This window comes from Stenotrophomonas geniculata ATCC 19374 = JCM 13324, assembly GCF_001431625.1.
GTDB lineage: Bacteria > Pseudomonadota > Gammaproteobacteria > Xanthomonadales > Xanthomonadaceae > Stenotrophomonas > Stenotrophomonas geniculata.
Window position 1 is genome coordinate 26,994 of record NZ_LLXT01000122.1, and the last position, 21,274, is coordinate 48,267.

Genomic DNA, 21,274 nt, shown 5'->3' on the forward strand with positions numbered 1-21,274 from the left:
ATGCCAATGCCCTGGCTGAATGGATCGCAATCGGCAATCGGCGCTCAGCGTCCTCAAGCGACGTTCAATCGGCCGGGCTGCGTGAGTCGCGGATCGAATAGATCACCGAAAAGATCTTCCAGCCCTGTTCGGTGCGGATCAGCTGCCACATTTCCTTGCCCCAGTTGGTCTTCACCCCATCGTCGTGGAAGCTGTAGTCGAACGACACCGAGGCCACGTCGCCGTCTGTCTCGATCTTCGTGTTGGAGAACTTCTCCTCCTTCGGCTTCGGCGAGGCCACCGCTCCATCGATCAGCGCGATGAAGTTGTTGGCGGGAATCTGCCGCACCTTGATCGCATCGGGCTTGGCCTTGCGGATGTCCTGCAGGCGCACGTCCTCGGAAACATACTGCCAGCCGATGTCTTCCGGCTTGTCCGAAAAGAACAGGTCCATGTAGGTCGGCTTGTCCTTGTTGATCAGCGAGGTCCGGAAGGATTCGACAACCTGTTCGATCGCTTCGATGTCGGCGGGGGCGTTCTGCGCGGCGTAGGCCGGCAGGCACGCCGCGAGAGAGAGGGCGAGGGCGGCGAGGCGTGCACGCGCGTTGGGCATCATGGGTTCCTGAGAAGAGGGGCGGCGGTGCGGGCGCATCACCGTGCGTAGGTTCGCCAGAAGAGCACGCGGTCTTCGGTCCTGTTGATGGCGACGAAGACCGATTTTCCGGATTCAGGTGCGCAGCGAAAGACGCGGTACGACGCGCTGAGCGTCGCGTCGCCAGGCCACCAGTGTCGATTGAACGCAACAGGATCGCTGTCGTTGAATATGGTTGCCTGGCAATCCGCAGGCAGCTGCAGTGGTATCGCAGGGGGCTTGGTGAAGGCCAGCGCGCTGGTGTTCGAGTCGAGGTCGTGTACCTCGCGCAGGTCGGTCGCCTCGTGGGGTACCCAATCGGGAATCCATCCCTTGTTCACCATGTCGGCGTCAAGCGCCTCGCACAGAGTGTCGAACGAACTGTCCATCACCAGTCCGCAGGCGCCGAGCGCGCTACAGAATGTCACGACGATGGCGCGCCTGGCCATTCCGGCGGGGCTAGTCATCGTCGTCCTCTTCTCCGGAAAGCAGCCTACCCAGTTCTTCCGGTGGCAAGCGCTTGAGCCGCGCTTCCAGTTTCCGATCGTACGGCCGGTCGTTGGGTCCGGTATGGCGCTGCGCCTTGCGCGCGTACTGCTGCATGAACAGGCCGATCTCCTGCGCGATCCTGTCCTTCCGGCGCTTGCCTGCCATCGACGGGCGTCCCTGTGTTCATCCTGAATCATCGGTCGGCGCACGCTAGCACGGATGCCGGGCGCTGCAACAGGCCCGCTTGTCGAGGTTTGACGTTGAAGAAGGTCTGCGCGGATGATGCGCGGGCGCGAGGCGCGGGAGGGGGTCTGTCAATGAGGACACTGATGGGGGGGCTTGCCGGCCTGTTCGTGGCGTACGTTGCCAGTTGCTCGGCGATCTCAGTGTGGCATTCCCACGCGCTTGCCTCGGTCCCGGTCGGGGCGAGCAGGGCCTAGGTACTGCGGGTGCTGGGGCAACCTGACGTGGTGGAGCATGCCGGTGCTCCCTTTACCCGCTATGCCAGCAGTGGATGCGGGGTCGCTGTGCGCAGCGATGGTGGTATGAGAACCGGCTGGGCCTGGATACCCAAGCCTGGTCGGTGGAGTTGGCTGCTTCCGATCACGTGCTCGTAACGTCGCGCTTGACATCACTGTAGAAGACCGCGACAAGCGCATGCGTATCCATCGACCTTTCATCTTCATCGCAAGCTTGGCCCTGATGGCGTCGTGCGGGCTGATGGGCGTAATGGTGCTCATTTATGGCTTCAACGAGCACGGCCTGAGCTGCGGCAGGCTGTGCTCACTGGAGATCTCCATCCGCCTGCTCTTTGGTGATCGGGGATTCGAAATACTGGTTGCGATGGGGCTCGTTGCCGCGGCGCTGATGGTCGGGCATATCGCACTGCGGGAGGGCATGCATGCCGGGCGGCAGCGGAGGCATGTGGGGCGCGGTGGGCGCAAACACCCCCGACCGGAGCGACCCCGGTCGTAGGGTGTCTGCACCGGGGTAAATCGCTCCATGTCGGACGCTGCAGGTCGCTTCAGCGATGCAGGGCGTCGATGATCAGCCCGGTGGCGATCTCCACCAACAGGTACTCGTTGTCGGACTGGCGCACCCAACGCCGGTCGCGGCCCGGCTCGCGCAGGTCATAGCGCGCGTAATCGTCTACCCAGTAGCGGCGGTCCACTTCGGCCCACGGCAGGCGCTCGCCACGTCGCCAGGCCTTCTTCTGCCAGCCCGGCGGCGGCGCATCACGGTTATGCGGGCCGCCCGCATGCGGTGGCGGGCCGTTGCCGCGGGCGTGGTGCGGCGGATCGGCGAAGGCGGGCGCTACGGCGAGTGCTGCGGCCGAGCCCACGGCAATGGCAAGAAGACGTATGGATGTCATCGGGATGCCTCCGTCATGGCCGCGATATGCGGCGCTGTGAGCGCGAATATAGGGCAGGCCGTGTGAATGAATACGGATGTGGACAGGGCTTTCATGAACAGATCGGGTAGCGGCTGCTGCTGCGAAGACGACGTCAGCGGGCCGCACCAATGGCGACGGCCCCTGCAGCCCAACCGCCACCCAGTGACAGGAACACATCCATCTGACGGTCGACCCGCTCCGCGCGGGAGGCCGCCAGTGCGGACTCCGCATCTGCCAGCGCGGCCTGGGCCGAAAGCACGTCGAGAAAATCGATCCTGCCGAAGCGGTAGAGCTGCTGTGCCTGTCCGGCTGCGCGCGCCGCGTCCCCGCGCGCCTGCGCCAGGCTGCGCTCGCGTTCAAGCTCCTGCGTGCAGGCAGAAAGCGCGGTCTCGGTCTGGCGCAGTGCCTGCAGCACGATGCCGTCAAAGGAAGCAAGAGCGGCATCCACATTGGCGCCGGCCGCCGCGATGCGGGCCTTGGCCACGCGGCGGTTGGGCCAGTGCCATGAGAGCAGCGGCCCGACGCTCGCCCCGAAACCGTCGGCCGAAAACAGCTGCCCTCGCGTGCCTGCTGTGCCCAGGGATGCGCCCAGGGTGACCCGCGGATAAAGTTCCGCGGTCTCTACGCCGATCATCGCCGTGGCCGCGGCAAGGCTCCGCTCGGCGGCACGTATGTCAGGGCGCCGCTGGAGCAGCTGCCAGCCCTCACCGACCGGCAGCGCCTGCTCCAGCTCCGGGGGGCGCGGGCACGCTTCCGCCTCCCTCGGATAGTCCGCCGGCACCCTGCCCATCAATGCGGCCAGTTCGAACAGTGCGGCCTGACGTTCGGCCAGCAGGTGCGGTATCCCCGCCGCGCTGCGGTTGACGGCGGCACCGGCACGGCTGACATCGAAGTCCGTTCCTCGGCCGCCTGCGGCGAGGCGGCGGGTTGCCTCCAGCGTGGCGCGCTGTATCGCCAGCACCTGCCGGGTCGCAGCGAGCGTGTGATTGCTTGTGCAGATCTGGAAATAGGCACGGGTGACGGCAGCAGCGACGACCACGCGGACCTGGTCGCGTGCCGCAGCGACGGCCTCGGCGTCCGCGTTGGCGGCTTCGATGCCGCGGCGGATGCCGCCTGCAAGATCCAGTGGATAGGAGAGGTGAAGGCCCAGCGCATACGACTGCGGCGCGGCCGGCGCTTGGGCGTAGCCACCTGTATGGGTGAGCGTGCCCGATGCATCCACGTCGGCTTGCACGGCACCGCGCGCGCGGTACTCCAGCACGGTTGCGCTGGCGCGCCGAAGGTTGGCATCGGCGGCGCGCAGGTCGGTATTGGCCGCCAGTGCTTCGCGTACGTAGGCGTCAAGCCGGGGGTCGCCGTACAGGTGCCACCATCGATCTGGTGGCGCGTCCTGGCTGAACGATGCCTCCTGGCCCGAGACGAACGCCCGCGCCACCTGGGGGGAGGCCGCGACCGCATTCGCAGGCAGGTGATAGTCGGGGCCGGATACGCAGGCCGTCATGGGCAGCAGCAGGGCAAGCAGCCCACCGCGTAGTGTTCGCACGCTCACTTGCAGGCTCCCGGTGCCGAGGGTGTGATGGTCACACTCGCAGTGCGACCCACGATCAGGCGGATATCCGACGGCGCATCATCGATGCGGATGCGTACCGGGATGCGCTGCGCCAGCCTCACCCAGGTATAAGTTGGCGCCACGGCGGGCAGCAGGTTGTGTGTGCTTGAGCGCTGATCGTCGGCAATGCCGGCGGCGATGGTATCCACGTGTCCGCGGACGTCGTGGTTGTCGCCCATCAGCCGGGCCACGGCGGCATCCCCCTCGGTGATGCAGGCCAGTTTGGTTTCCTCGAAGTAGCCCTCGATACGCAGGCTGCCGGTGTCGATCAGCGCCAGTGCCTGCGCACCGGGTTGCAGGTAGTCGCCCGCGTGCAGGTCGAGGTTGGTGATGATGCCATCGGTGGTTGCGCGCACCTCGGTGCGTTGCACGTTGAGCTGGGCAACGCGCTGTTCGGCCCGTGCCTGCGCCAGCGCGGCCAGCTCGGTATCGACCTTGGCGGCATTGCGTTCGCGGGTTTCCGAAGCGACCAGGTTGCCAAGTGCGTTGTCCCGCGCCGATTCGCGGCGGGCCAGCGCCAGCGTGGCATGCGCGCTCCTGACCGCCGCGTCTGCCTTCTCCAGCGTGGCGGCGAAGCGTGGCTGATCGAGCACCAGCAGCAGCTGGCCGGCACTGACCCGCTGGTTGTCGTGCACCAGCACCTGGGTGACCAGCCCCCCCATGTCCGACGCAACGCGCACCACATCGGCGCGCACCCGCCCATCCCGCGTCCACGGGCGCATTTCGTAACGATTCCAGAGGGAGAACGCGGCAATGGCGGCAAGCGCACACACGCCCAGAGTTGCGCTCCAGCGCCCGATGACAGCAAGCAGGTGTTTCATTTCATTTCTCGAGCAGGGGCGAGAGCCGGATCATCAGCTCCGCCAGGATCACGAACAGGGACAGGCCCACCAGCGGCCGCGCGGCGAACAGCCGGTACAGACCGAGGCTGGCGAGCAGGCGTGAAGTCAGTATCGACAGCACCAAGGCGGCAGCGGCCACGGCGAGCAGGCCGGGAATGTGCACGCCATCAATGGAAAGATCAGAGAGCATGCGGTCAGTGCCGATGGGTGAGCGGTGAGGCCAGCAGGTCGCGGCGCAACCCGCTGAGCAGGTGCAGCAGATTCCCTCGATCGGCCTCGGCGATGGCTGTTGCGGCCTCGCGCATGCAGTCCAACAACTTCAGAAGATGGGCATCGACACTGCGTGGCGCGTGGGCGCGAACCCTGAAATGTGCGGCGACGCGTTCGACCAGCGCCGCGTGTAGCGCCCGAACGTGCGGGTTGTCCAGGTACTTGTCCAGTGTGCGGAGTTGGCTGGATGCATGTGCCGCACGAACGTCCGCAAACAATACCCGCAGCTCGTGTACTGCGCTGGAACGGCCCTGCAACCTTGGAGCGAGCAGCCCGATGCGATCCAGCATGCGGCTGAGCCAGGCGCGGGTCACATCACCTCGTCCGGCGGTGTGTCGTGCGATATCCCGACGGATCGAATGCTCCAACCGTGCGCGGTTGCGGCCCGCGTCGGCGGTCTGGAACAGCTGCATGCTGCACAGTGCCACCGTCGTACCCACGAACAGCGCAACGCTGTTGTTGAGTGCGCCGACGATGTTGACCGAATTGGTCGCGCCCAGGCCTGCGATGATCGGGAAGGTCAGTACCACGCCCAGGGCGGCCATGATGAAGGGCGGCCGGGCCAGGAACGATCCGCACAGCAGCAGCACCGGCGCGAGCGCGGCAATCAGGCCGGTGATATCGGACAACGCGGGGAAGATCAGCAGACCGTAGAGCAGGCCGACGGCCACGCCGATGCACGATCCCACCAGGTAGCGCATGACATGCGGTGCCGGCGCTTCGATCGTGCCGAACAGCACGCACGCCGTGCCGATGATGGATACCGCCGTGGCGCCCTCCGACCAGCCGGTGACGATCCACAGAACGCAGCTCAGCAGGATGCCGGCGAACGCGCCCAGCGCGCTGCGCAGGGCAAGCCGATGATCCCGGTGAAGTACCGCACCCTGCACATGTCGCGCAAGGCGGGCAGGCACATGCCGACGCCAGTCGGGACGGGCAGTGTGCAGTTGCGCCTGCAGCACGCGGCAGTCGGCGTGGGCGAGGTCGAGCTCGGCCTGTTGCGCGGCGAGGCCGGCCTGCAGCAGATCGCGCCAGCCCGTTGCATCCATCGCGCCGGCCTGTGGTGAACGCAGCCGGTCGATGGAATCTTCCACCGCGCTGGACAGCATCAGGACGTCCAGCATCCGGTCGTGCAGGGCGCGCAGGATCTGCACCTGCGCCACGCCGTGGGCGCTGTCGTAGGGCAGGTGGATCGACAGCACATGCAGCTCGAGCAGGTCGGCGGCCACTTTCGAGCGGTCCGTCGCCAGTACCGTGTCCGATGCACCGGCGCGCATGTCCCGTGTCCATCGTTCCGCATCATCCAGCACGGCAGCAACCCGCGCGTGCACGCGCATCGAGACCCGGCGCGGCAGCACCAGCGCATGTACCAGCGTTGCAGCCAGGATGCCGATGGCGATTTCCTGCACCCGCGTGATGGCAATGGTGAACACGTCTCCCGGCACCATCACCGCAGGAAATCCAATCAGGCTGGTGGTATAGCCGGCCAGCAGGAACGCATAGGCACGTGGCGTGCGGTCGAGCATCGCCAGATACAGGCACAGCGCCATCCACGTGGCGAGTGCGGCGCTCAGCACCAGGGGGGCATTGGCGAAACGTGGCACCAGCACGACGGTGGCGACGGCCCCGCCCACGGTACCGAGCAGGCGGAACAGGCCGCGGCTGAGTGTTGCCCCGGAAAAGGGCTGTGACACCAGATAGACCGTGCCGATCACCCAGAACGGGCGATTCAGGCCGACCCTCAGAGAGACATACAGCCCCAGCGACGCGGCGAGCAGGCATTTGAGCGAGAACAGCAGCGCTTCCTGATCGGTCCTGAGGGCAGGGTTTTTCAACCGGGCAAATGCCTGGCGCATGTAGGGGCGGAACGGGGTGGGGGAGTGCATGCGGCTCATGCTAGTGATCGGCCGCACTGGCGAATTTCGCTACAATGACAATCAATCGCTAAAACCGGTCAATGTGAGAATGGCTCGCATTTCGCTCCCCGGCTTTGACCTGGACCCGGACGAGACCGATCGCCCGGCGGTCGCCAGCCGCCTGCAGGTGGCCGAGCACGACGCGGAGATTCCCGTGCATGAGCACCGCAAGGGTCAGCTCATTCTTGCGCTGCATGGGGCGGTGACCTGCGAAGTGGCCAATGCGTTGTGGATCGTGCCGCCCCAGTGTGGCGTCTGGATTCCGGGTGGCATGCCGCACAGCAACCGCGCCACCGCCAACGCGCGCCTGTGCTACCTGTTCGTCGAGCCCGGCATTGTCGATCTGCCCATGCAATGCGTGACGCTGGCGATCTCCCCGATGCTGCGCGAGATGATCCTGCACCTGGCCGACGCGCCGCTGGACTACCCGCATGGCAGCCACACCGACCGGCTGGCGCGGGTGTTGCTGGACGAGCTGGTGCAGATGCCGGCCGAGCATCTGTCGCTGCCGGTCAGCCATCACCCGAAGGTGCGTGCGCTGGCGGCGGCGCTGTCGGCGGATCCGGCAGACCGCAGCACCATCAGCCAGTGGGCCATGCGCCTGGCCCTGGGCGAGCGGACGTTGACCCGGCTCATCGAACGCGAAACGGGATTGTCCTTCGGGCGCTGGCGGCAGCAGTTGCATCTGCTCATCGCCATTCGTGAACTCGCCGCGGGTGCACCGGTACAACGCGTTTCCGAGACGCTGGGCTATGAGTCGGTGACGGCCTTCATCACGATGTTCAAGAAGGCGCTTGGCCTTTCCCCGGCGCGGTACTTTGCCGTGCGGCTGCGCGGGCAGTAGCGGGGAACAACGGGGGAAGCCGTTGCCTGGAACGTGCGCGATATCCAGGGCCGCATCAGCCAGATCGGCCTGACCCGGCCCGGCCAAGCCCGCCAGATCGTGGTGAACAACGTGACCTATGCGGCCTTCGGACCGGCGACCGGTTGGACTTATGGCAACGGCCGCCAGTTGCAGCGCCCGCTGGACCTCGACTATCGCCCGCAGGCGGTGCACGACCCGGCGGCAGGCGGCCTGTCGCTGGGCTACGGCTATGACCCGGTCGGCTCGGTCACCGAGCTGAAGAACGGCACGGGCTCGACGGTGCTGGCCAAGTACGCCTACGACACGCTGGGTCGCCTGACCCAGACTCAGGACGGCGCGACTGGCACGCCGATCGAAACCTATGCCTACGACGCCACGGGCAATCGGACCGCGCTGACCATCTCGGCAGGCACCGCCAGCTACACCTATCCCGCAACCAGCCACCGGCTGACCGCCGTGGATGGCGAAGCGCGCACCCAGGACGCGGTGGGCAACACCACCAGCATCGGCAGCAAGACGTTCATCTACAACGATGCGAACCGCATGAACGCGGTGAGGCAGGGTGATGCCGTGCTGGAAAGCTACGGTTACAACCATCGCGGCGAGCGCGTGCTGCGTACCCCGGCCGGTGGCGCAGCGCAGATCACGTTTTACGACGAGGCTGGGCAGTGGCTGGGCAACTACTCGGCCACGGGCCAGGCGCAGCAGCAGGCCATCTGGTTGGACAACTACCCGGTGGCGCTGATCAATGGGCAGAGTACCGGCGTGCCGGAACTGGCCTACGTCCAATCAGATCACCTGGCACACCGCGCGTTGTGATCGACCCGGTGCGGAATGTCTCGATCTGGGAGTGGAGCAACAAGAGCGAAGTATTTGGCAACCAGATTCCCAGCGCCGATCCGGACGGCGATGGCGTGGCATTCGAGTTGGCGCTGCGATTCCCGGGCCAACAGGCGACGGATGCGAGTGGGTTGTTCTACAACTACCAGCGGGAGTATGACCCTGCGGTGGGTCGTTATTCGCAGAGTGATCCGATTGGGCTCGCAGCGGGGCCAAATACCTTTGGCTACGCGATGGGAAATCCGATGAGTTGGATTGACCCTGAGGGCTTGGAAGTACTTGTATGTAGTCAGCCGGCCTTTGGAGTATCCAACAATCCAATTGATCACCAATGGATTCGTACGGATACAGTTGAGGCAGGCATGGGTGGCACTCGTGGAAACGTACCTGGTAACGACAGTGGAGACATGCCAGGCGATCCCGTGCAGGTGACCAACCATGTCGGTCGTAGCAATGAGCCTGGAGCATCATGCAAAGTGGTTAAAAATGTCGACGAAGCGAGAGTCAATTCCCAGCTTCAGATAGGGAGATCACTTGGTAGGTGGGGGCCTGCCAACCATTGCCAATCATTTGTAGCCAAGACACTTTGGAATGCTAGTACAGTCGAACTGCAGCAAGAGCAGAACAAACGATTGCTCAACTCGAAGGTTCCTGGGCTGAGGTAGGTATGAAGAGATACATGACATGCGTCCTGCTGGCGTCACTTTCTTCGGCATGTGCGGATCAGAAGCAGGGCGCAACGACGAATTCGTTCGACGATGAGCGGATAGAATGTGTTGAGCCCGCTCGACTGAAGACCGGGCCGTGGGGAAAAGCGGGCTCTTTGAAGGGGTGCGAGATTGCTGATGGTCCATTTGTCGCCGCAGATGATGGGTATATTCGTATGCGTGGACAGTTTAAGAATGGGCATAAGGCCGGTGTGTGGCGATGGTACGACCGAAGTGGAAATGTCACTAAAGAAGTCAATTACTCACAGTAGTCTTTGCGGGGGAGGCTGGATGCAGTGCCCTGAAGGACATCCCGTGCCCAGATTCCTCACCCCCGACGAGGTCTCCCTCATCCACAGGCTGCTGCCCGAGACGAACGAGCTGTCCGAACGGTTGTTGAAGGATCTGGCGCTCGCCCAGGTGGAGGACGTGGAGGTCGTCGGATTCGGAGGCGTGGTGTTCCTGTCCAGCACGACCCAGGTCTTCGGAAGCGACATTGCCACTGCAATGCTTGCCGATGCCGACGGCGTGCCGGTGAGAGTCACCCTGTGCCTGGACAATCACGATCAGCTCTTCGAGCTGGAGCTGTGCAAAGTGGACTTCTCACCGATCATCGGGGTCGATCTGAGGAGCGCTTTCAGCGAGCACTGACACCTGCTGAAAGTGGTCCTCGCCGAAGGGCGTGGCGCATCGCGTTCACCCTTCGGGCTGCAACCGCCCCACCGCCTGCGCGCACAACGACTGGCAGGCCATGACCAACCCCTCCATCACCCGGTCGCCCACGTACTCTTCCGGTTCGCCATTCTGCCGGGTGCGTTCGGCCGCCAGCAGCATTTCCAGCACCACCCGCAACCCGGTCAACGCGCAATCGGCGTCGGCCAGGGCGAGGCGGCGGCCGGGCAGCTGGTGACGCTCCGGCCACGGTTGCCCATCGGCCGCCGCACCGGAGCCGATGCGGTGGAGATTGGCAATGAAGGTGTTCCTGTCCACTGTTGGCGCAGCCTGTGGCGAACCGTCATCGCCGGCGGCGCTGCGGTAGGCGTGCAGATGCGGGAAGTCCGATTCGTTCATGGCGAGGCTCCGTGCAGGGCAATCGGTAGCCGCCACTCGAAAGGTGGCGGGCGGTACGTGGTTCGAATCCGGGTTGGCCTCAAGCCGGCGGGCGCGAACGCCCCCAACGCACCGCCCGCCATAGCCGGCAGACGGATTGCCAGCCGGCGCCACGCATGGTGACGCCGGCTGGCAAGCGCACTTACTCAAGGCCAACACGGGATTCGAAGCCCGGCCACCCTTTTCCGGTGGCACGCCATCTGAGCCCCTGGCGCTGTGCAATGCCAATCAGAAGAGTTGCAAACATCACTCGATTGGAGACGCTTTTGACATTGTCCTACGCTGTTAAGCCCCGCCAGTGCTGGCTGGCGTAGTGATCCGCCCGCAACGTGCAATCTGCGACATGTGTCCAGGTTGTCACGGCGAACGGGACGGGCGGGGAGGGCCTATCACGACAGGCGGTGCCAATTCAGGCTGCGTGCCTCCCGGGTTGACGCTTTCAACGCCCCAGCGCACTCTGCGGGTTGGGGTCGACAACCCGTTCAGGGGCAGGGCTGCAGGGTGGTACCAGGAGGCGGAACAGCGATGAGCCAACTCACCGACAGCTTCGGACGCAGCTTTCCGTACCTGCGCTTGTCGCTCACCGAAGCCTGCAACTTCCGGTGCAGCTACTGCCTTCCCGACGGGTACCAGGCCGACGGCCGCCCGCGTTTCCTGCAGGTGGATGAGATCGGCCGCTTGGTGCGGGCCTTTGCCGCGCTGGGCATGAGCAAGATCCGCCTGACCGGTGGCGAGCCCAGCCTGCGCAAGGATCTGGACGAGATCATCGCCACCGTGGCGGCGGTGCCGGGCATCCGCAAGGTGGCCATCACCACCAATGGCACGCTGCTGCCGCGGCGCCTGCCGGGTTGGCACCGGGCAGGCCTGACTGCGCTGAACGTGAGCATGGACAGCCTGCAGCGCGAGCGTTTCCACACCATCACCGGCCACGACCGTCTGCCAGAGATCCAGCAGGGTCTTGCGCTGGCGCAGGCGCTGGGCCTTTCGGCAATCAAGCTCAACGCAGTGCTGCTGCGCGGCCTGAACGACGACGAGCTGCCGCAGTGGATGGAGTACCTGCGCGATCGCCCCTTCAGCGTGCGCTTCATCGAACTGATGCGTACCGGCGACAACGAAGCCTATTTCCAGCGCCACCACCTGCGCGCCGACGTGGTGATCGAGCAGCTGCTGGCGGCTGGCTGGCACGAGCGCCCGCGCGCCGCCGATGCCGGCCCGGCGCGCGAGTTCGGCCACCCCGACCATCGCGGCAGCATCGGCATCATCGCGCCGTACTCGCGTGACTTCTGCAAGGGCTGCAACCGCCTGCGGGTGACCGCCAAGGGCGACCTGCGGCTGTGCCTGTTCGGCGAGTTCGGCGTGCCGCTGCGCCCGCTGCTGCAGCGCGACGAGGACCACGACGCGCTGCTGGCACGCATCACCACCCAGCTTGGCCTGAAAGCGGCCGGGCATGGACTGCACCAGGGCCAGACCGGGCTGACCCCGCACCTGGCCTCCATCGGAGGATGAGCAACACGATGAGTGGGGAATTGAATGCGGCCTTCCACATGGCCGATGTCCGCAACAAGCGCATCAGCCGCCGTCGTGCGGTGGCGGTGGGCGAGCTTCATGCCGGTCCGGTGGCCTATCCGCTGATTGTCGAGCGCCGCCTGCCCAAGGGCGATGCGCTGGTGATGGCCGAGATTGCCGGCCTGCAGGGCGCCAAGATGGCGTCGATGCTGATGCCGCTGTGCCATCCGCTGCCGCTGGAACTGGTGCAGGTGTTCTGCGCACCGGTGCCGGAGCGGCAGGCGATCCGCGTGTGGTGCGAGTGCGCCAGCGAGGCGCGCACCGGCGTGGAGATGGAGGCACTGGCCGGCGTCAACGCGGCGCTGCTGACCCTGTACGACCTGAGCAAGCCGGTGGAGCCGGCGCTGCGCATCGAAGGCATCCGCCTGCTGTTCAAGGAAGGCGGCAAGCGCGGGGTCTGGCTGCACCCCGACGGCATGGACGAGGCCGAGCGTGCGCGTTTCAAGCCGCGTGCACCGAAGGGGTTGGAGGGTGCGGCCTGCGCGGTGATCACACTGAGTGATCGCGCCAGCGAGGGCAGTTATGAGGATGTGTCCGGCCCGACCCTCGTGACCGGGCTGAAAAAGCTGGGTGGCGAGGTGGTGGCCGCCGAGGTCTTGCCTGATGGCATCGAGCCGTTGGCCACCCGCCTGCAGGCCTTGGCGGCCGAGGGCGTGCGCCTGTGCCTGTGTACCGGCGGCACCGGGCTGGGCCCGCGTGACCTGACCCCGGAGGCGCTGCGTTCGTTGAACGCGCGGCCGGTGCATGGCCTGGCACAGATGGTGCGGGCGCTGAGCGCGCAGCACACGCCGATGGCCTGGCTGAGCCGCGCCGAGGTGGTGCAGCTGGGCAACATGCTGGTGTTTGCATTGCCTGGCAGCCCGAAGGCGGCGGCGCAGTGCCTGGATATCCTGGCGCCGGTGCTGGGCCATGCGCTGGCGATGGTCGAGGGGGATGGCCACGCATGATTGCCTACAGTGAAGCGCTGCAGCACCTGCTGGACGCGGCCACGCCGTTGCCGGCCGAACACCTGCCGCTGCATGAGGCGGCCGGGCGGGTCCTGGCCAGTGACATCCACAGCGCGCAGTCACTGCCGCCGTTCGACAATTCGGCGATGGACGGCTTCGCGCTGCGCGCCAACGGCGCGACGTTCGAAGCTGGTACCGAGTTCGCTGTTCAGGGCTGGCAGGCAGCAGGCGATGCCGGCGCCGAAGGCGGCGAGGGTGCCTGGGAAATCATGACCGGTGCGCGCATGCCGGCAGGGCTGGATACGGTGGTACCGGTCGAGAACGTAGAAATCCTCGCCAGCGAGGATGGCCGCCCGACCCGCATTGCCCTGAAGGCATTGGTGAAGCCGGGCCAGAACGTGCGCCTGCGCGGCGAGGATGTAAGCGACGGCGAGCGCGTGCTGCAGGCCGGGCAGGTGCTGGACATCAACGCGCGCACCCTGCTGCATGCCATTGGCGTGGGCGAGGTGGCGGTGGTGGCGCGGCCAAAGGCGGCGGTGATTGCTACCGGCAAGGAGCTGGTGACCGAGGCGGCGCAGACGCTGGCATCCGGGCAGATTCGTGACAGCAACCGGCCGTATCTGGTCGGCCGCCTGCAGGCCGCCGGTGCCGAGGTGGTCTGGCAGGGCACGGTGGGCGATGAGGTGGCGGCGTTCAACGCGGTCCTGGATGAAGCGCTGGACGCGGGTGCGCAGCTGTTGATCAGCACCGGCGCGGTGTCGGCCGGCCGCTACGATTTCATTCCCGACGCGCTTCGCGGCCGGGGTGCGCGCATCGTGTTCCACAAGGTGGCGATCCGGCCGGGCAAGCCGTTGCTGTTTGCGGTGCTGCCCAATGGCGCGCTGTATTTCGGCCTGCCCGGCAACCCGGTGTCGGCTGCGGTGGGCCAGCGCTTCTTCGTCGAGCCGGTACTGCGCCGCCTGCTGGGGCTGGCACCGGAGCCGGTGTTGACATTGCCCCTGCAGACCGACGTGCGCACGCCGCCCGGCCTGCGCTTCCACGCGCGGGCGCGGGTGGAAGTGGATGCGCAGGGTCGCCTGAGTGCGCGCGTGCTGGCCGGGCAGGAGTCGTTCCGTTTGATGTCCATGCTGCAGGCCAACGCCTGGGTGGTGCTGGAAGGCGAGGGCGGTCTGGCCCCTGCCGGCACGCCGGTGCGTGTGCAGGGCTGGGGTCATCAGGACCCGGTGCAGCTGGCGAGCCAGGAGCCGTGATGAGACAGGTAAATCTGCAGTTGTTCGGCGCGTTCTCCGATCTGGATGCCAGCCGCGAGATTGCCGTGGAGGTGGCCGGCGGCACCGTGGCCGATCTGCGCCAGGCGCTGCGCGAGCTGCTGCCGCTGCGTTGGCCGGGTTTCCGTGCCGGGCTGCTGGATTACTCGGCGTTCGCCGACCAGCAACGCGTGCTGCGCGACCACGAGGCGTTGCCCGACGATGGCCGAGTGGCGATCCTGCCGCCGGTGAGCGGGGGCTGAGCGATGAGCGAGACGATCATCGCGAAGGTGGTGGACCGCGCGCAGGCGGCGATTGATCCGGCCGAAGGCATCGCGGCGGTCTCCGATCCGGGCTTCGGCGGCATCGATGTGTTCATCGGCAAGGTGCGCGACGTCAATGTGGGCCGGCGGGTGACCGGGATCACCTACGACCTGTTCGAGCCGTTGGTGCTGAACGAGTTCAAGCGCCTGGCGGCCGAGGTCGAGGCTACGTTCGGTCCGAAGTTGAAACTGTATGTGGCCCATGCCAAGGGGCGACTCGGCATCGGCGATGTGGCGGTGGTGGTGGCCGCCGGCAGCCCGCACCGCGACGAGGCGTTCCGCGCGTGCCGGCAGCTGATCGAGGTGGTGAAGCACCAGTGCCCGATCTGGAAGCAGGAGCATTACGAAGACGGCGACAGCGCGTGGAGCGAGGGCTGCAGCCTATGCCATGCAGACAGCGAAGCTTCGCACTCCCACGACCACACACATGACCATGGGCATTGACCGCGCCCTTCGGAGGGGCGCGGGACTCAGTAGATCCACGCCATGCGTGGATGAGGCCTTTCCCGCGCGTCCGGCCGACACAGCCACGCATGGCGTGGCTCTATTGCGATGACCATCAACGGCATCGTGCTGGCCGGTGGCCTGTCCAGCCGGATGGGCCGCGACAAGGCGCTGCTGCCCTGGCACGGCCGCACAATGCTGGAACACATGCGGGGGCTGTTGCTGCAGGCGGGCGCCGGGCGGGTGTGGGTGAGCGGTGACTACCCGGCGTTTGGCGGAATCCCGGACCGGGTCGCACGCTGCGGCCCGCTGGGCGGCCTCTACAGTGTCGCGATGAAGATGACTGATGGCCCCGCCTGGGTGGTGCCGGTCGATACGCCGCGGGTGACACCCGCGCTGTTGCAACGGCTGCAGGCCGATCAAGCGCGTGCCTGCACGGTGTTCGACGATGAACCGTTGCCGATGCGGTTGCCGATCGATGATCATTGCCGCCGCGTGCTGCAGGAGCTGATTGAGGATCCGACGGCGCGTCGTTCACTGCGCGCCCTGCAGGAACGCCTGGGCGTGACGCGGTTGCCACTGGCGCCGGAGGATCAGGCGTTGCTGCTCAACTGCAATACCCCGTCGGAATGGGAGTCCATCACAGCATGAAGGTCCAGCTGCAACAGCAATCGATGCGCCTGCGCGTGGATGAAGAGGAACTGGCACGACTGCTTGGCGGGGAGTCGGTGGAGAACCTGACCCGCTTCGGTGGGAGTGGCGGCTGGGGCGCCGCGGTCTCGTTGCATGCAGGCGATCAGGCCGTGCTGCTTGATGGCGGCACATTCTGCCGGTTGGTGCTGCCACGCGAAGCTGTTGAAGGGCTGGCGGGGCGGCTGCCTTGCCGCGATGGCCTGGGCTTCGGCATCGCCCTGGATGACGACAGCATGTTGCAGCTCCAGTTCGACGTGGATGTGCGAGACAGCGTGCGGCAGCGTGGCCCGCAGCGACGTTCTGAACCTGCGCCGGAGTAAGCGCAGGTTGCTCAGGGCCGGGTGACGCGCTGTCGTATGATGAGGGCCTTCGTTCCTGCGTTGCTGCAATGCCCCTGAATCCCTCCGCTCCCTCCGCGTCCCGACCGGCCACGCCCAATCCGGCAGCGGCCGATGACGGTGACGCGCTGCACTTCTGCAGTACCTGTGCGTTCTCGGACGCCTGCATGTCGCAGGGCTACGACAAGACCGCGCTGGGCGAGCTTCATGTGCTGGTCGATCATGTGGGTCCGTTCCAGGCTGGCGACTATCTCTTCCGTGCGGGCGATCCGTTCGATTCGATCGCAGCGGTCCGCGCGGGGATGGTCAAGACCTTTGTCGATGACAGCCAGGGCAACGAGCAGGTGCTGGGATTCAGCCTGCCCGGTGAAGTGATCGGGCTCAATGCCATCCATGGCGCGCGCTTCCCCTGCAATGCCATAGCGCTGGACACGGTCTACCTGTGCCGTATTTCCTTTCCGCGCCTGAGCCTGCTGGCCACCCGCATGCCGGGACTGCAGGCCCGGCTGTTCAGCCTGCTCAGTGCGGAGATCGGCAAGGTCGCCACGCTGGCGGCCAACCATCGCACCGAGGAGCGCATGGCCGCGTTCCTGCTGGATCTTTCCGAGCGCTATTCCCGGCGCGGTTTCTCGGCCACCCGTTTCAACCTGAGCATGGCCCGTACCGAGATTGCCAACTACCTGCGGATGGCGCCGGAGACGGTGAGCCGGGTGCTGCGCCGGTTGAGCGACGAGGGTGTGATTGCGGTGAACCAACGTGAGATGCTGTTGCTGCAACCCGAGCGGCTGGCGGAACTGGCCGTGACCCGGGAATCCGGACTGGACTGATCAGGCAGGCGAGGGGCCGACCCATGATGCGAGCGGGGCTGTTGTTGCTGGGAATGCTGGTTGCAGTACCGGCCTGGGCGGCTGAGCTGACGGTGTCGGCGGCATCGAGCCTGACCGAGAGCTTCCGCGAACTGGGCACCGCCTATGAGAAGGCACACCCGGGAACCAAGGTGGATTTCAACTTCGCCGCCTCCGGCGTGCTGCTGCAGCAGATCAGCCGCGGCGCACCGGTGGATGTGTTCGCGTCGGCCGATGAAACCACGATGGACCATGCCCAGCAGCAGGACCTGCTGGCGGCCGGCACCCGCGAGGTGTTCGCGGTCAATGCGCTGTGGGTGGTGGTGCCGCCGCAGGCCAAGGCTGCGCCGCATACCTTGAAGGACCTGGCCGGTGCTGGTGTGCAGCGCATCGCACTGGGCAACCCGGACAGCGTGCCGGTCGGCCGCTATGCCAAGGGCGCGCTGGAAGCGGCGGGCCTGTGGCCGTCGGTGCAGGGCAGGATCATCACGACGCAGAACGTGCGCCAGTCGCTGGATTACGTGGCGCGCGGTGAAGTGGATGCCGGCTTCGTCTATGCCACCGATGCACAGGCAATGCCCGACCGGGTGCGCCGTGCCTTCGCGGTTCCGGTGCCCGGGCGCATTGCCTATCCGCTGGCGGTGACCAAGGCCAGTACGCAGCCGGTGGAGGCCAGGCGCTTCGCTGCCTTCGTGCGTTCGCCGCAAGGCCAGGCGATCCTGGCCAGGCACGGGTTCGGCACGCCCTGAGGCATGGATCTGGACTGGAGCGCACTGTGGTTGTCGCTGAAGGTGGCCGGCTGGGCCACCGCGATCAATCTGGTGCTGGGCGTGGCACTGGGCGCATTGCTGGCGCGGCGGCGATTTCCCGGCCGTGAGCTGCTGGATTCGCTGCTGACCTTGCCGATGGTGCTGCCGCCGACGGTGCTGGGCTACTACCTGCTGGTACTGATCGGTCGCAACGGCCCAGTCGGCGCATGGCTGCAATCGTGGTTCGGCATCAACCTGGTGTTCACCTGGCAGGCCGCGGTGATCGCGGCGGCGGTGGCCTCGTTGCCGCTGGTGTTCAAGCCGGCGCGCGCGGCGTTCGACGAAGTGGACGGGCAGCTGGAACAAGCCGCACGCACGCTCGGTGTGTCCGAAGCCGCGGTGTTCTTCCGCATCACGTTGCCGCTGGCCTGGCGTGGCATTCTTGCCGGGCTGCTGCTGGCATTCGCACGCGCCATGGGCGAGTTCGGTGCCACGTTGATGGTGGCGGGCAGCATTCCGGGTCGCACGCAGACGCTGTCGATCGCCATCTACGAGGCGGTGCAGGCCGGTCAGGATGGCAAGGCCAATGCGCTGGTGATCCTGACCTCGGTGGTCTGCATCGTGATCCTGTTGCTGGCTGCGCGGCTGGTGGGCGGACGTCGCCGGGAGCTGCGTGATGTGGCTTGACCTGCAGGTGCAGCGCCGCCTGCGGGCGGCCGGCCAGGATTTCGTGTTGGACGTATCGCTGCAGTGCACGCAGCGGCAGGTGGTGCTGTTCGGACCCTCGGGTGCCGGCAAGAGCCTGACGCTGAAGGCGGTGGCCGGGCTGCTGCGGCCCGGGCAGGGACATGTGCGCGTGCAGGGGCAGACCTTGTTCGATGCGGCCAACGGCGTGGATCTGCCGCCGCATCGCCGCCGGCTGGGCTACGTGTTCCAGGATTACGCGTTGTTCCCGCACCTTAGCGTGCGCCAGAACGTGGCGTTCGGGCTGGAGCGCGGGTGGTTGAATCCGCGCGCGCGCCAGCGCTTCGATGCGGTGGAGCAGTGGCTGCACGCATTCCGCATCGACACGGTGGGTGATCTGCTGCCCGCGCAGGTCTCCGGTGGCCAGCGCCAGCGCACTGCATTGGCGCGCGCCCTGGTGACGCAGCCGCAGGCGCTGCTGCTGGATGAGCCGTTCTCCGCACTGGACCACGACCTGCGCCAGCACCTGCGCCAGGAGCTGGAAACCGTGTTGGACCGGACCGGCATCCCGTTGTTGCTGATCAGCCACGACCCGCAGGACGTGGCCATGTTCGGCCAGCAGGTGGCGCGCGTGGTCGACGGCCGCATCGTCGGCGATTGACCTGCACCTGTAGAGCCGAGCCCATGCTCGGCTGCTCTGCGCGACACCGCCAACAGCAGCCGAGCGTGGGCTCGGCTCTACAGGATCAACGGATCAATACAGTTCACAGTGCGTGCGGCCTTCATTCCGCAGCGCGTCCCATTGCCCTGCACCCGCGACGGCATCGATGGCCTCGCGCACCGCGCCTTCCAGGTGGCGCTTGCTGCCGCACAGGTACAGATGCCCACCGCGGGCCAGGACGTCGCGCACTTCGCTGGCGCGCTGCTGCAGCACATGCTGCACATAGACCTTTTCGGTGCCATCGCGCGAGAACGCGGTATGCAGGCCGGCCAGCACGCCACGCGTGTGCCAGTCCTGCAGCTGGTCGCGGTACAGGTAGTCGTGCTGGCGATGCTTCTCGCCAAACACCAGGTGCACTTCACGTTCGCAGGCGTTGGCCTGCAGTTCCTGCATCAGGCCCATCAAGGGCGCGATGCCGGTGCCGGTGCCGACCAGCAGCAGCGGTGCCTCGCCGGTATCGGGCAGGTGGAAGCCGGGGTTGGAGCGGCAGTACACACGGGCATGGTCGCCGCCATGCAGCAGGCTGCCGGTGGCAGTGCCGAAGCGTTCGCGGCCGCGCAGAGTGTAGCGCACTTCGCGCACGCATAGGCTCAGCTGGTCGTTGAACGGGTGCGAGGCGATCGAATAGGCGCGCGGCAGCCGCGGTGACAGCAGTTCGCGCAGCCGGTCCAGCGGAACGCTGTCCGGGGTGGCGTGGTCCTGCAGCACGTCCAGCAGGTCCAGGCCATGCAGGTAGGCGTCCAGCTCGCGCTTCTGGCTGACCTTCAACAGGCCCTTCAGTACCTCGCTGCCACCGAGCCTGGCCAGTTCGCGTAGCACGCCCTTGCTCGGCAGGCGCAGCTCGCGGTCATGCAGGGCGGCCACGGCGGCGGTGTCGCCGTACCAGGTGGCCAATGCCTGCAGCAGGGCAGGATCGTTCTCGGGTACTACGTGCAGGGTGTCGCCCGCGCGATAGGCCATGCCACTGCCGGCAATGTCCAGTTGCAGGTGCCACGCGGCCGGGTCGCTGCTGTTCAAGCGGCGGCGTTCGAAAATGGGGGCGGAAAAGGCATTGTCTTCGCCATAGGCGGTGACCTGCAGGCGCAGGTCCTGGCCAGCGCTGAGGTCACCATCCAGCACCTGGCCCAGCACCGGCTGCCATTGCTGGAAGAACTGCTCGTAGCCCAGATCGGCGTCCACTCGGTGCAGTAGCGGCTGGGCCTGGCGCTCGCTTAGTGCAACATCCAGCGCCTTGGTGAAGCCGCAGAAACTGGGGTAGCCGGTGTCACCCAGGCCGAACACCGCATAGCGCAGGCCGCGCAGCGTCGGGGTCTGGCGCAGTGTTTCGAAGAACTGCTCGCCATTGGCCGGCGGTTCGCCATCGCCGAACGAGCTGGAGATCGCCAGCAGCACATCGCCGTGGCCGAGACTGGCCACGTCGATGTCGTTGAACGGGAGCACCTGCGGCCCGTGCGGCTGCAGGTCCGCGCCCAGGCGCTGGGCCAAGGCGCGGGCGTTGCCAGACTCGGACGCGAAACCCACCAGCAGGCGGCTGAAGGGCGTACTGGCCGGGAGGGCGTTCACGCGGCCTCGTAGAAGTCGTCGAACTTTTCCTTGCTGAACTCGACCAGGTCGTAGTTCTGCATCAGGTCGTTCACCACGCGGCGGATGCTGATGTACGAGGTGATGTTGCCGTCGGCGTCGAACAGCGGCTGCACGGTGGTATCGACCACATAGAGCACGCCGCCCTTGCCGAGGTTGGGCACGATGCCGGTCCAGGTCTTGCCGGCCTTGATGGTGTCCCACATGTCCTTGTAGACCGCCTTGGGCACATCCGGGTGGCGCACGATGCTGTGCGGCTGGCCGATCAGCTCCTCGCGGGCGAAGCCGGTGAGCGTGCAGAACAGGTCGTTGGCATAGGTGATATTGCCCTGCAGGTCGGTGGTGGAGATCACCATGACGTTCTGCATGGCGTTCAGAAGCTGGACGTTGTCGGGGGTGTAGCTCATCGCAGGGTCCTTGTGGATGCCGGTAACGCCGGCGTGTTCGGGTCCTGCATAGAAATACGCCCGCGCGGCGGCGGGCGG

Annotated in this window: 25 protein-coding genes and 1 pseudogene; 15 read left to right on the forward strand and 11 right to left on the reverse strand. The window is 66.3% G+C overall.

Going from position 1 to position 21,274, the window contains the following annotated elements:
* Window positions 1-64 precede the first annotated feature (64 nt).
* Genes ARC63_RS15095 through ARC63_RS15105 form a run of 3 tightly spaced genes read right to left on the reverse strand, consistent with a single transcriptional unit; the run spans window position 65 to window position 1,264 of the window.
* Window positions 65-595 (reverse strand): Cif family virulence factor, encoded by a 531-nt coding sequence (locus ARC63_RS15095; protein WP_057503692.1) that lies wholly within the window; start codon window positions 593-595, stop codon window positions 65-67.
* 35 nt (window positions 596-630) lie between these two features.
* Window positions 631-1,077, reverse strand: a complete 447-nt coding sequence (locus ARC63_RS15100) for a YbbD-related protein (protein WP_057503693.1) — start codon at window positions 1,075-1,077, stop codon at window positions 631-633.
* Window positions 1,070-1,264 (reverse strand): hypothetical protein, encoded by a 195-nt coding sequence (locus tag ARC63_RS15105; protein ID WP_057503694.1) that lies wholly within the window; start codon window positions 1,262-1,264, stop codon window positions 1,070-1,072. The genes ARC63_RS15100 and ARC63_RS15105 overlap by 8 nt, the downstream gene beginning before the upstream one ends.
* 492 nt (window positions 1,265-1,756) lie before the next feature.
* On the opposite strand from ARC63_RS15105, the gene ARC63_RS15115 reads away from it, so the two are divergent.
* Window positions 1,757-2,074 carry a hypothetical protein gene (locus ARC63_RS15115; RefSeq protein WP_057503695.1) on the forward strand — a complete coding sequence of 106 codons (318 nt, stop codon included), beginning with the start codon at window positions 1,757-1,759 and terminating at the stop codon, window positions 2,072-2,074.
* A gap of 49 nt (window positions 2,075-2,123) precedes the next feature.
* Here ARC63_RS15115 and ARC63_RS15120 read toward each other — a convergent pair whose 3' ends face one another.
* From ARC63_RS15120 to ARC63_RS15140, 5 genes are all read right to left on the reverse strand, one after another.
* Window positions 2,124-2,471, reverse strand: coding sequence for an RcnB family protein (locus tag ARC63_RS15120; RefSeq protein ID WP_019337825.1), 348 nt, complete (start codon window positions 2,469-2,471; stop codon window positions 2,124-2,126).
* Between the two features lie 133 nt (window positions 2,472-2,604).
* Window positions 2,605-4,041: an efflux transporter outer membrane subunit gene (locus tag ARC63_RS15125; RefSeq protein ID WP_057503696.1), complete on the reverse strand. Its 1,437-nt coding sequence runs from the start codon at window positions 4,039-4,041 to the stop codon at window positions 2,605-2,607.
* Window positions 4,038-4,922, reverse strand: coding sequence for an HlyD family secretion protein (locus ARC63_RS15130; protein WP_057503697.1), 885 nt, complete (start codon window positions 4,920-4,922; stop codon window positions 4,038-4,040). Before ARC63_RS15130 ends, ARC63_RS15125 begins: the two co-directional genes overlap by 4 nt.
* A 1-nt stretch (window position 4,923) precedes the next feature.
* Window positions 4,924-5,133: a DUF1656 domain-containing protein gene (locus ARC63_RS15135; protein WP_057503698.1), complete on the reverse strand. Its 210-nt coding sequence runs from the start codon at window positions 5,131-5,133 to the stop codon at window positions 4,924-4,926.
* A gap of 4 nt (window positions 5,134-5,137) precedes the next feature.
* Window positions 5,138-7,099: an FUSC family protein gene (locus tag ARC63_RS15140; protein WP_231298645.1), complete on the reverse strand. Its 1,962-nt coding sequence runs from the start codon at window positions 7,097-7,099 to the stop codon at window positions 5,138-5,140.
* Window positions 7,100-7,178: 79 nt separating this feature from the next.
* Here ARC63_RS15140 and ARC63_RS15145 point away from each other — a divergent pair, with 79 nt between their 5' ends.
* The 3 genes and pseudogenes from ARC63_RS15145 to ARC63_RS15155 all read left to right on the forward strand — a co-directional run bounded on the left by ARC63_RS15145 (window position 7,179) and on the right by ARC63_RS15155 (window position 10,192).
* Window positions 7,179-7,973 (forward strand): AraC family transcriptional regulator, encoded by a 795-nt coding sequence (locus ARC63_RS15145; protein ID WP_057503699.1) that lies wholly within the window; start codon window positions 7,179-7,181, stop codon window positions 7,971-7,973.
* An 18-nt stretch (window positions 7,974-7,991) separates the two neighbouring features.
* Window positions 7,992-9,106, forward strand: a pseudogene (locus ARC63_RS15150) (RHS repeat-associated core domain-containing protein); the annotation flags it as partial.
* A gap of 750 nt (window positions 9,107-9,856) precedes the next feature.
* Window positions 9,857-10,192 carry a DUF6984 family protein gene (locus ARC63_RS15155; protein WP_049480918.1) on the forward strand — a complete coding sequence of 112 codons (336 nt, stop codon included), beginning with the start codon at window positions 9,857-9,859 and terminating at the stop codon, window positions 10,190-10,192.
* Window positions 10,193-10,237: 45 nt separating this feature from the next.
* Here the strand turns inward: ARC63_RS15155 and ARC63_RS15160 are convergent, their stop codons facing one another.
* Complete coding sequence (locus ARC63_RS15160; protein WP_057503701.1) at window positions 10,238-10,612, reverse strand: hypothetical protein; 375 nt, start codon at window positions 10,610-10,612, stop codon at window positions 10,238-10,240.
* A gap of 564 nt (window positions 10,613-11,176) precedes the next feature.
* Between ARC63_RS15160 and moaA the strand changes: the two genes are divergently transcribed.
* The 11 genes from moaA to ARC63_RS15215 all read left to right on the forward strand — a co-directional run bounded on the left by moaA (window position 11,177) and on the right by ARC63_RS15215 (window position 19,148).
* Window positions 11,177-12,157 carry a GTP 3',8-cyclase MoaA gene (moaA, locus tag ARC63_RS15165; RefSeq protein WP_057503702.1) on the forward strand — a complete coding sequence of 327 codons (981 nt, stop codon included), beginning with the start codon at window positions 11,177-11,179 and terminating at the stop codon, window positions 12,155-12,157.
* Window positions 12,158-12,165: 8 nt separating this feature from the next.
* Window positions 12,166-13,164: a bifunctional molybdenum cofactor biosynthesis protein MoaC/MoaB gene (gene moaCB, locus ARC63_RS15170; RefSeq protein WP_057503703.1), complete on the forward strand. Its 999-nt coding sequence runs from the start codon at window positions 12,166-12,168 to the stop codon at window positions 13,162-13,164.
* The gene (locus tag ARC63_RS15175; protein WP_057503704.1) at window positions 13,161-14,414 is read left to right on the forward strand and encodes a molybdopterin molybdotransferase MoeA; all 1,254 of its coding nucleotides are present in this window, start codon (window positions 13,161-13,163) and stop codon (window positions 14,412-14,414) included. The genes moaCB and ARC63_RS15175 overlap by 4 nt, the downstream gene beginning before the upstream one ends.
* Window positions 14,414-14,674, forward strand: a complete 261-nt coding sequence (locus ARC63_RS15180) for a MoaD/ThiS family protein (protein ID WP_005413671.1) — start codon at window positions 14,414-14,416, stop codon at window positions 14,672-14,674. Before ARC63_RS15175 ends, ARC63_RS15180 begins: the two co-directional genes overlap by 1 nt.
* Window positions 14,675-14,677: 3 nt before the next feature.
* Window positions 14,678-15,178 (forward strand): molybdenum cofactor biosynthesis protein MoaE, encoded by a 501-nt coding sequence (locus ARC63_RS15185; protein ID WP_057503705.1) that lies wholly within the window; start codon window positions 14,678-14,680, stop codon window positions 15,176-15,178.
* A 108-nt stretch (window positions 15,179-15,286) separates the two neighbouring features.
* The gene (mobA, locus tag ARC63_RS15190) at window positions 15,287-15,829 is read left to right on the forward strand and encodes a molybdenum cofactor guanylyltransferase (protein WP_057503706.1); all 543 of its coding nucleotides are present in this window, start codon (window positions 15,287-15,289) and stop codon (window positions 15,827-15,829) included.
* A complete protein-coding gene (locus ARC63_RS15195; RefSeq protein WP_057503707.1) occupies window positions 15,826-16,191 on the forward strand; it encodes a hypothetical protein in 366 nt (121 codons plus the stop codon). The genes mobA and ARC63_RS15195 overlap by 4 nt, the downstream gene beginning before the upstream one ends.
* Before the next feature lie 68 nt (window positions 16,192-16,259).
* Complete coding sequence (locus ARC63_RS15200; protein ID WP_057503708.1) at window positions 16,260-17,036, forward strand: helix-turn-helix domain-containing protein; 777 nt, start codon at window positions 16,260-16,262, stop codon at window positions 17,034-17,036.
* 23 nt (window positions 17,037-17,059) lie between these two features.
* A complete protein-coding gene (gene modA, locus ARC63_RS15205; RefSeq protein WP_057503709.1) occupies window positions 17,060-17,803 on the forward strand; it encodes a molybdate ABC transporter substrate-binding protein in 744 nt (247 codons plus the stop codon).
* 3 nt (window positions 17,804-17,806) lie between these two features.
* Window positions 17,807-18,490 (forward strand): molybdate ABC transporter permease subunit, encoded by a 684-nt coding sequence (gene modB / locus ARC63_RS15210; protein WP_057503710.1) that lies wholly within the window; start codon window positions 17,807-17,809, stop codon window positions 18,488-18,490.
* Window positions 18,480-19,148, forward strand: coding sequence for an ATP-binding cassette domain-containing protein (locus ARC63_RS15215; RefSeq protein WP_057503711.1), 669 nt, complete (start codon window positions 18,480-18,482; stop codon window positions 19,146-19,148). Before modB ends, ARC63_RS15215 begins: the two co-directional genes overlap by 11 nt.
* Before the next feature lie 93 nt (window positions 19,149-19,241).
* Here the strand turns inward: ARC63_RS15215 and ARC63_RS15220 are convergent, their stop codons facing one another.
* Together ARC63_RS15220 and ARC63_RS15225 are read right to left on the reverse strand one after the other, a co-directional pair.
* Window positions 19,242-20,771 carry a diflavin oxidoreductase gene (locus ARC63_RS15220; protein WP_057503712.1) on the reverse strand — a complete coding sequence of 510 codons (1,530 nt, stop codon included), beginning with the start codon at window positions 20,769-20,771 and terminating at the stop codon, window positions 19,242-19,244.
* The gene (locus tag ARC63_RS15225; RefSeq protein ID WP_010485321.1) at window positions 20,768-21,196 is read right to left on the reverse strand and encodes a PAS domain-containing protein; all 429 of its coding nucleotides are present in this window, start codon (window positions 21,194-21,196) and stop codon (window positions 20,768-20,770) included. Before ARC63_RS15225 ends, ARC63_RS15220 begins: the two co-directional genes overlap by 4 nt.
* Window positions 21,197-21,274: the final 78 nt, after the last annotated feature.

Excerpts from the sequence above, each read along its gene's own strand:
- ARC63_RS15195 (WP_057503707.1), top strand. The coding sequence starts at position 15,826 with ATGAAGGTCCAGCTGCAACAGCAATCGATGCGCCTGCGCGTGGATGAA.
- ARC63_RS15095 (WP_057503692.1), bottom strand. The coding sequence starts at position 595 with ATGATGCCCAACGCGCGTGCACGCCTCGCCGCCCTCGCCCTCTCTCTC.
- ARC63_RS15135 (WP_057503698.1), bottom strand. The coding sequence starts at position 5,133 with ATGCTCTCTGATCTTTCCATTGATGGCGTGCACATTCCCGGCCTGCTC.
- ARC63_RS15185 (WP_057503705.1), top strand. The coding sequence starts at position 14,678 with ATGAGCGAGACGATCATCGCGAAGGTGGTGGACCGCGCGCAGGCGGCG.
- ARC63_RS15175 (WP_057503704.1), top strand. The coding sequence starts at position 13,161 with ATGATTGCCTACAGTGAAGCGCTGCAGCACCTGCTGGACGCGGCCACG.
- mobA (WP_057503706.1), top strand. The coding sequence starts at position 15,287 with ATGACCATCAACGGCATCGTGCTGGCCGGTGGCCTGTCCAGCCGGATG.
- modB (WP_057503710.1), top strand. The coding sequence starts at position 17,807 with ATGGATCTGGACTGGAGCGCACTGTGGTTGTCGCTGAAGGTGGCCGGC.
- ARC63_RS15225 (WP_010485321.1), bottom strand. The coding sequence starts at position 21,196 with ATGAGCTACACCCCCGACAACGTCCAGCTTCTGAACGCCATGCAGAAC.
- ARC63_RS15115 (WP_057503695.1), top strand. The coding sequence starts at position 1,757 with ATGCGTATCCATCGACCTTTCATCTTCATCGCAAGCTTGGCCCTGATG.
- ARC63_RS15180 (WP_005413671.1), top strand. The coding sequence starts at position 14,414 with ATGAGACAGGTAAATCTGCAGTTGTTCGGCGCGTTCTCCGATCTGGAT.
- ARC63_RS15160 (WP_057503701.1), bottom strand. The coding sequence starts at position 10,612 with ATGAACGAATCGGACTTCCCGCATCTGCACGCCTACCGCAGCGCCGCC.
- ARC63_RS15100 (WP_057503693.1), bottom strand. The coding sequence starts at position 1,077 with ATGACTAGCCCCGCCGGAATGGCCAGGCGCGCCATCGTCGTGACATTC.
- ARC63_RS15105 (WP_057503694.1), bottom strand. The coding sequence starts at position 1,264 with ATGGCAGGCAAGCGCCGGAAGGACAGGATCGCGCAGGAGATCGGCCTG.
- ARC63_RS15120 (WP_019337825.1), bottom strand. The coding sequence starts at position 2,471 with ATGACATCCATACGTCTTCTTGCCATTGCCGTGGGCTCGGCCGCAGCA.
- moaA (WP_057503702.1), top strand. The coding sequence starts at position 11,177 with ATGAGCCAACTCACCGACAGCTTCGGACGCAGCTTTCCGTACCTGCGC.
- ARC63_RS15130 (WP_057503697.1), bottom strand. The coding sequence starts at position 4,922 with ATGAAACACCTGCTTGCTGTCATCGGGCGCTGGAGCGCAACTCTGGGC.
- modA (WP_057503709.1), top strand. The coding sequence starts at position 17,060 with ATGATGCGAGCGGGGCTGTTGTTGCTGGGAATGCTGGTTGCAGTACCG.
- ARC63_RS15200 (WP_057503708.1), top strand. The coding sequence starts at position 16,260 with ATGCCCCTGAATCCCTCCGCTCCCTCCGCGTCCCGACCGGCCACGCCC.
- ARC63_RS15215 (WP_057503711.1), top strand. The coding sequence starts at position 18,480 with ATGTGGCTTGACCTGCAGGTGCAGCGCCGCCTGCGGGCGGCCGGCCAG.
- ARC63_RS15145 (WP_057503699.1), top strand. The coding sequence starts at position 7,179 with ATGGCTCGCATTTCGCTCCCCGGCTTTGACCTGGACCCGGACGAGACC.
- moaCB (WP_057503703.1), top strand. The coding sequence starts at position 12,166 with ATGAGTGGGGAATTGAATGCGGCCTTCCACATGGCCGATGTCCGCAAC.
- ARC63_RS15140 (WP_231298645.1), bottom strand. The coding sequence starts at position 7,099 with ATGCACTCCCCCACCCCGTTCCGCCCCTACATGCGCCAGGCATTTGCC.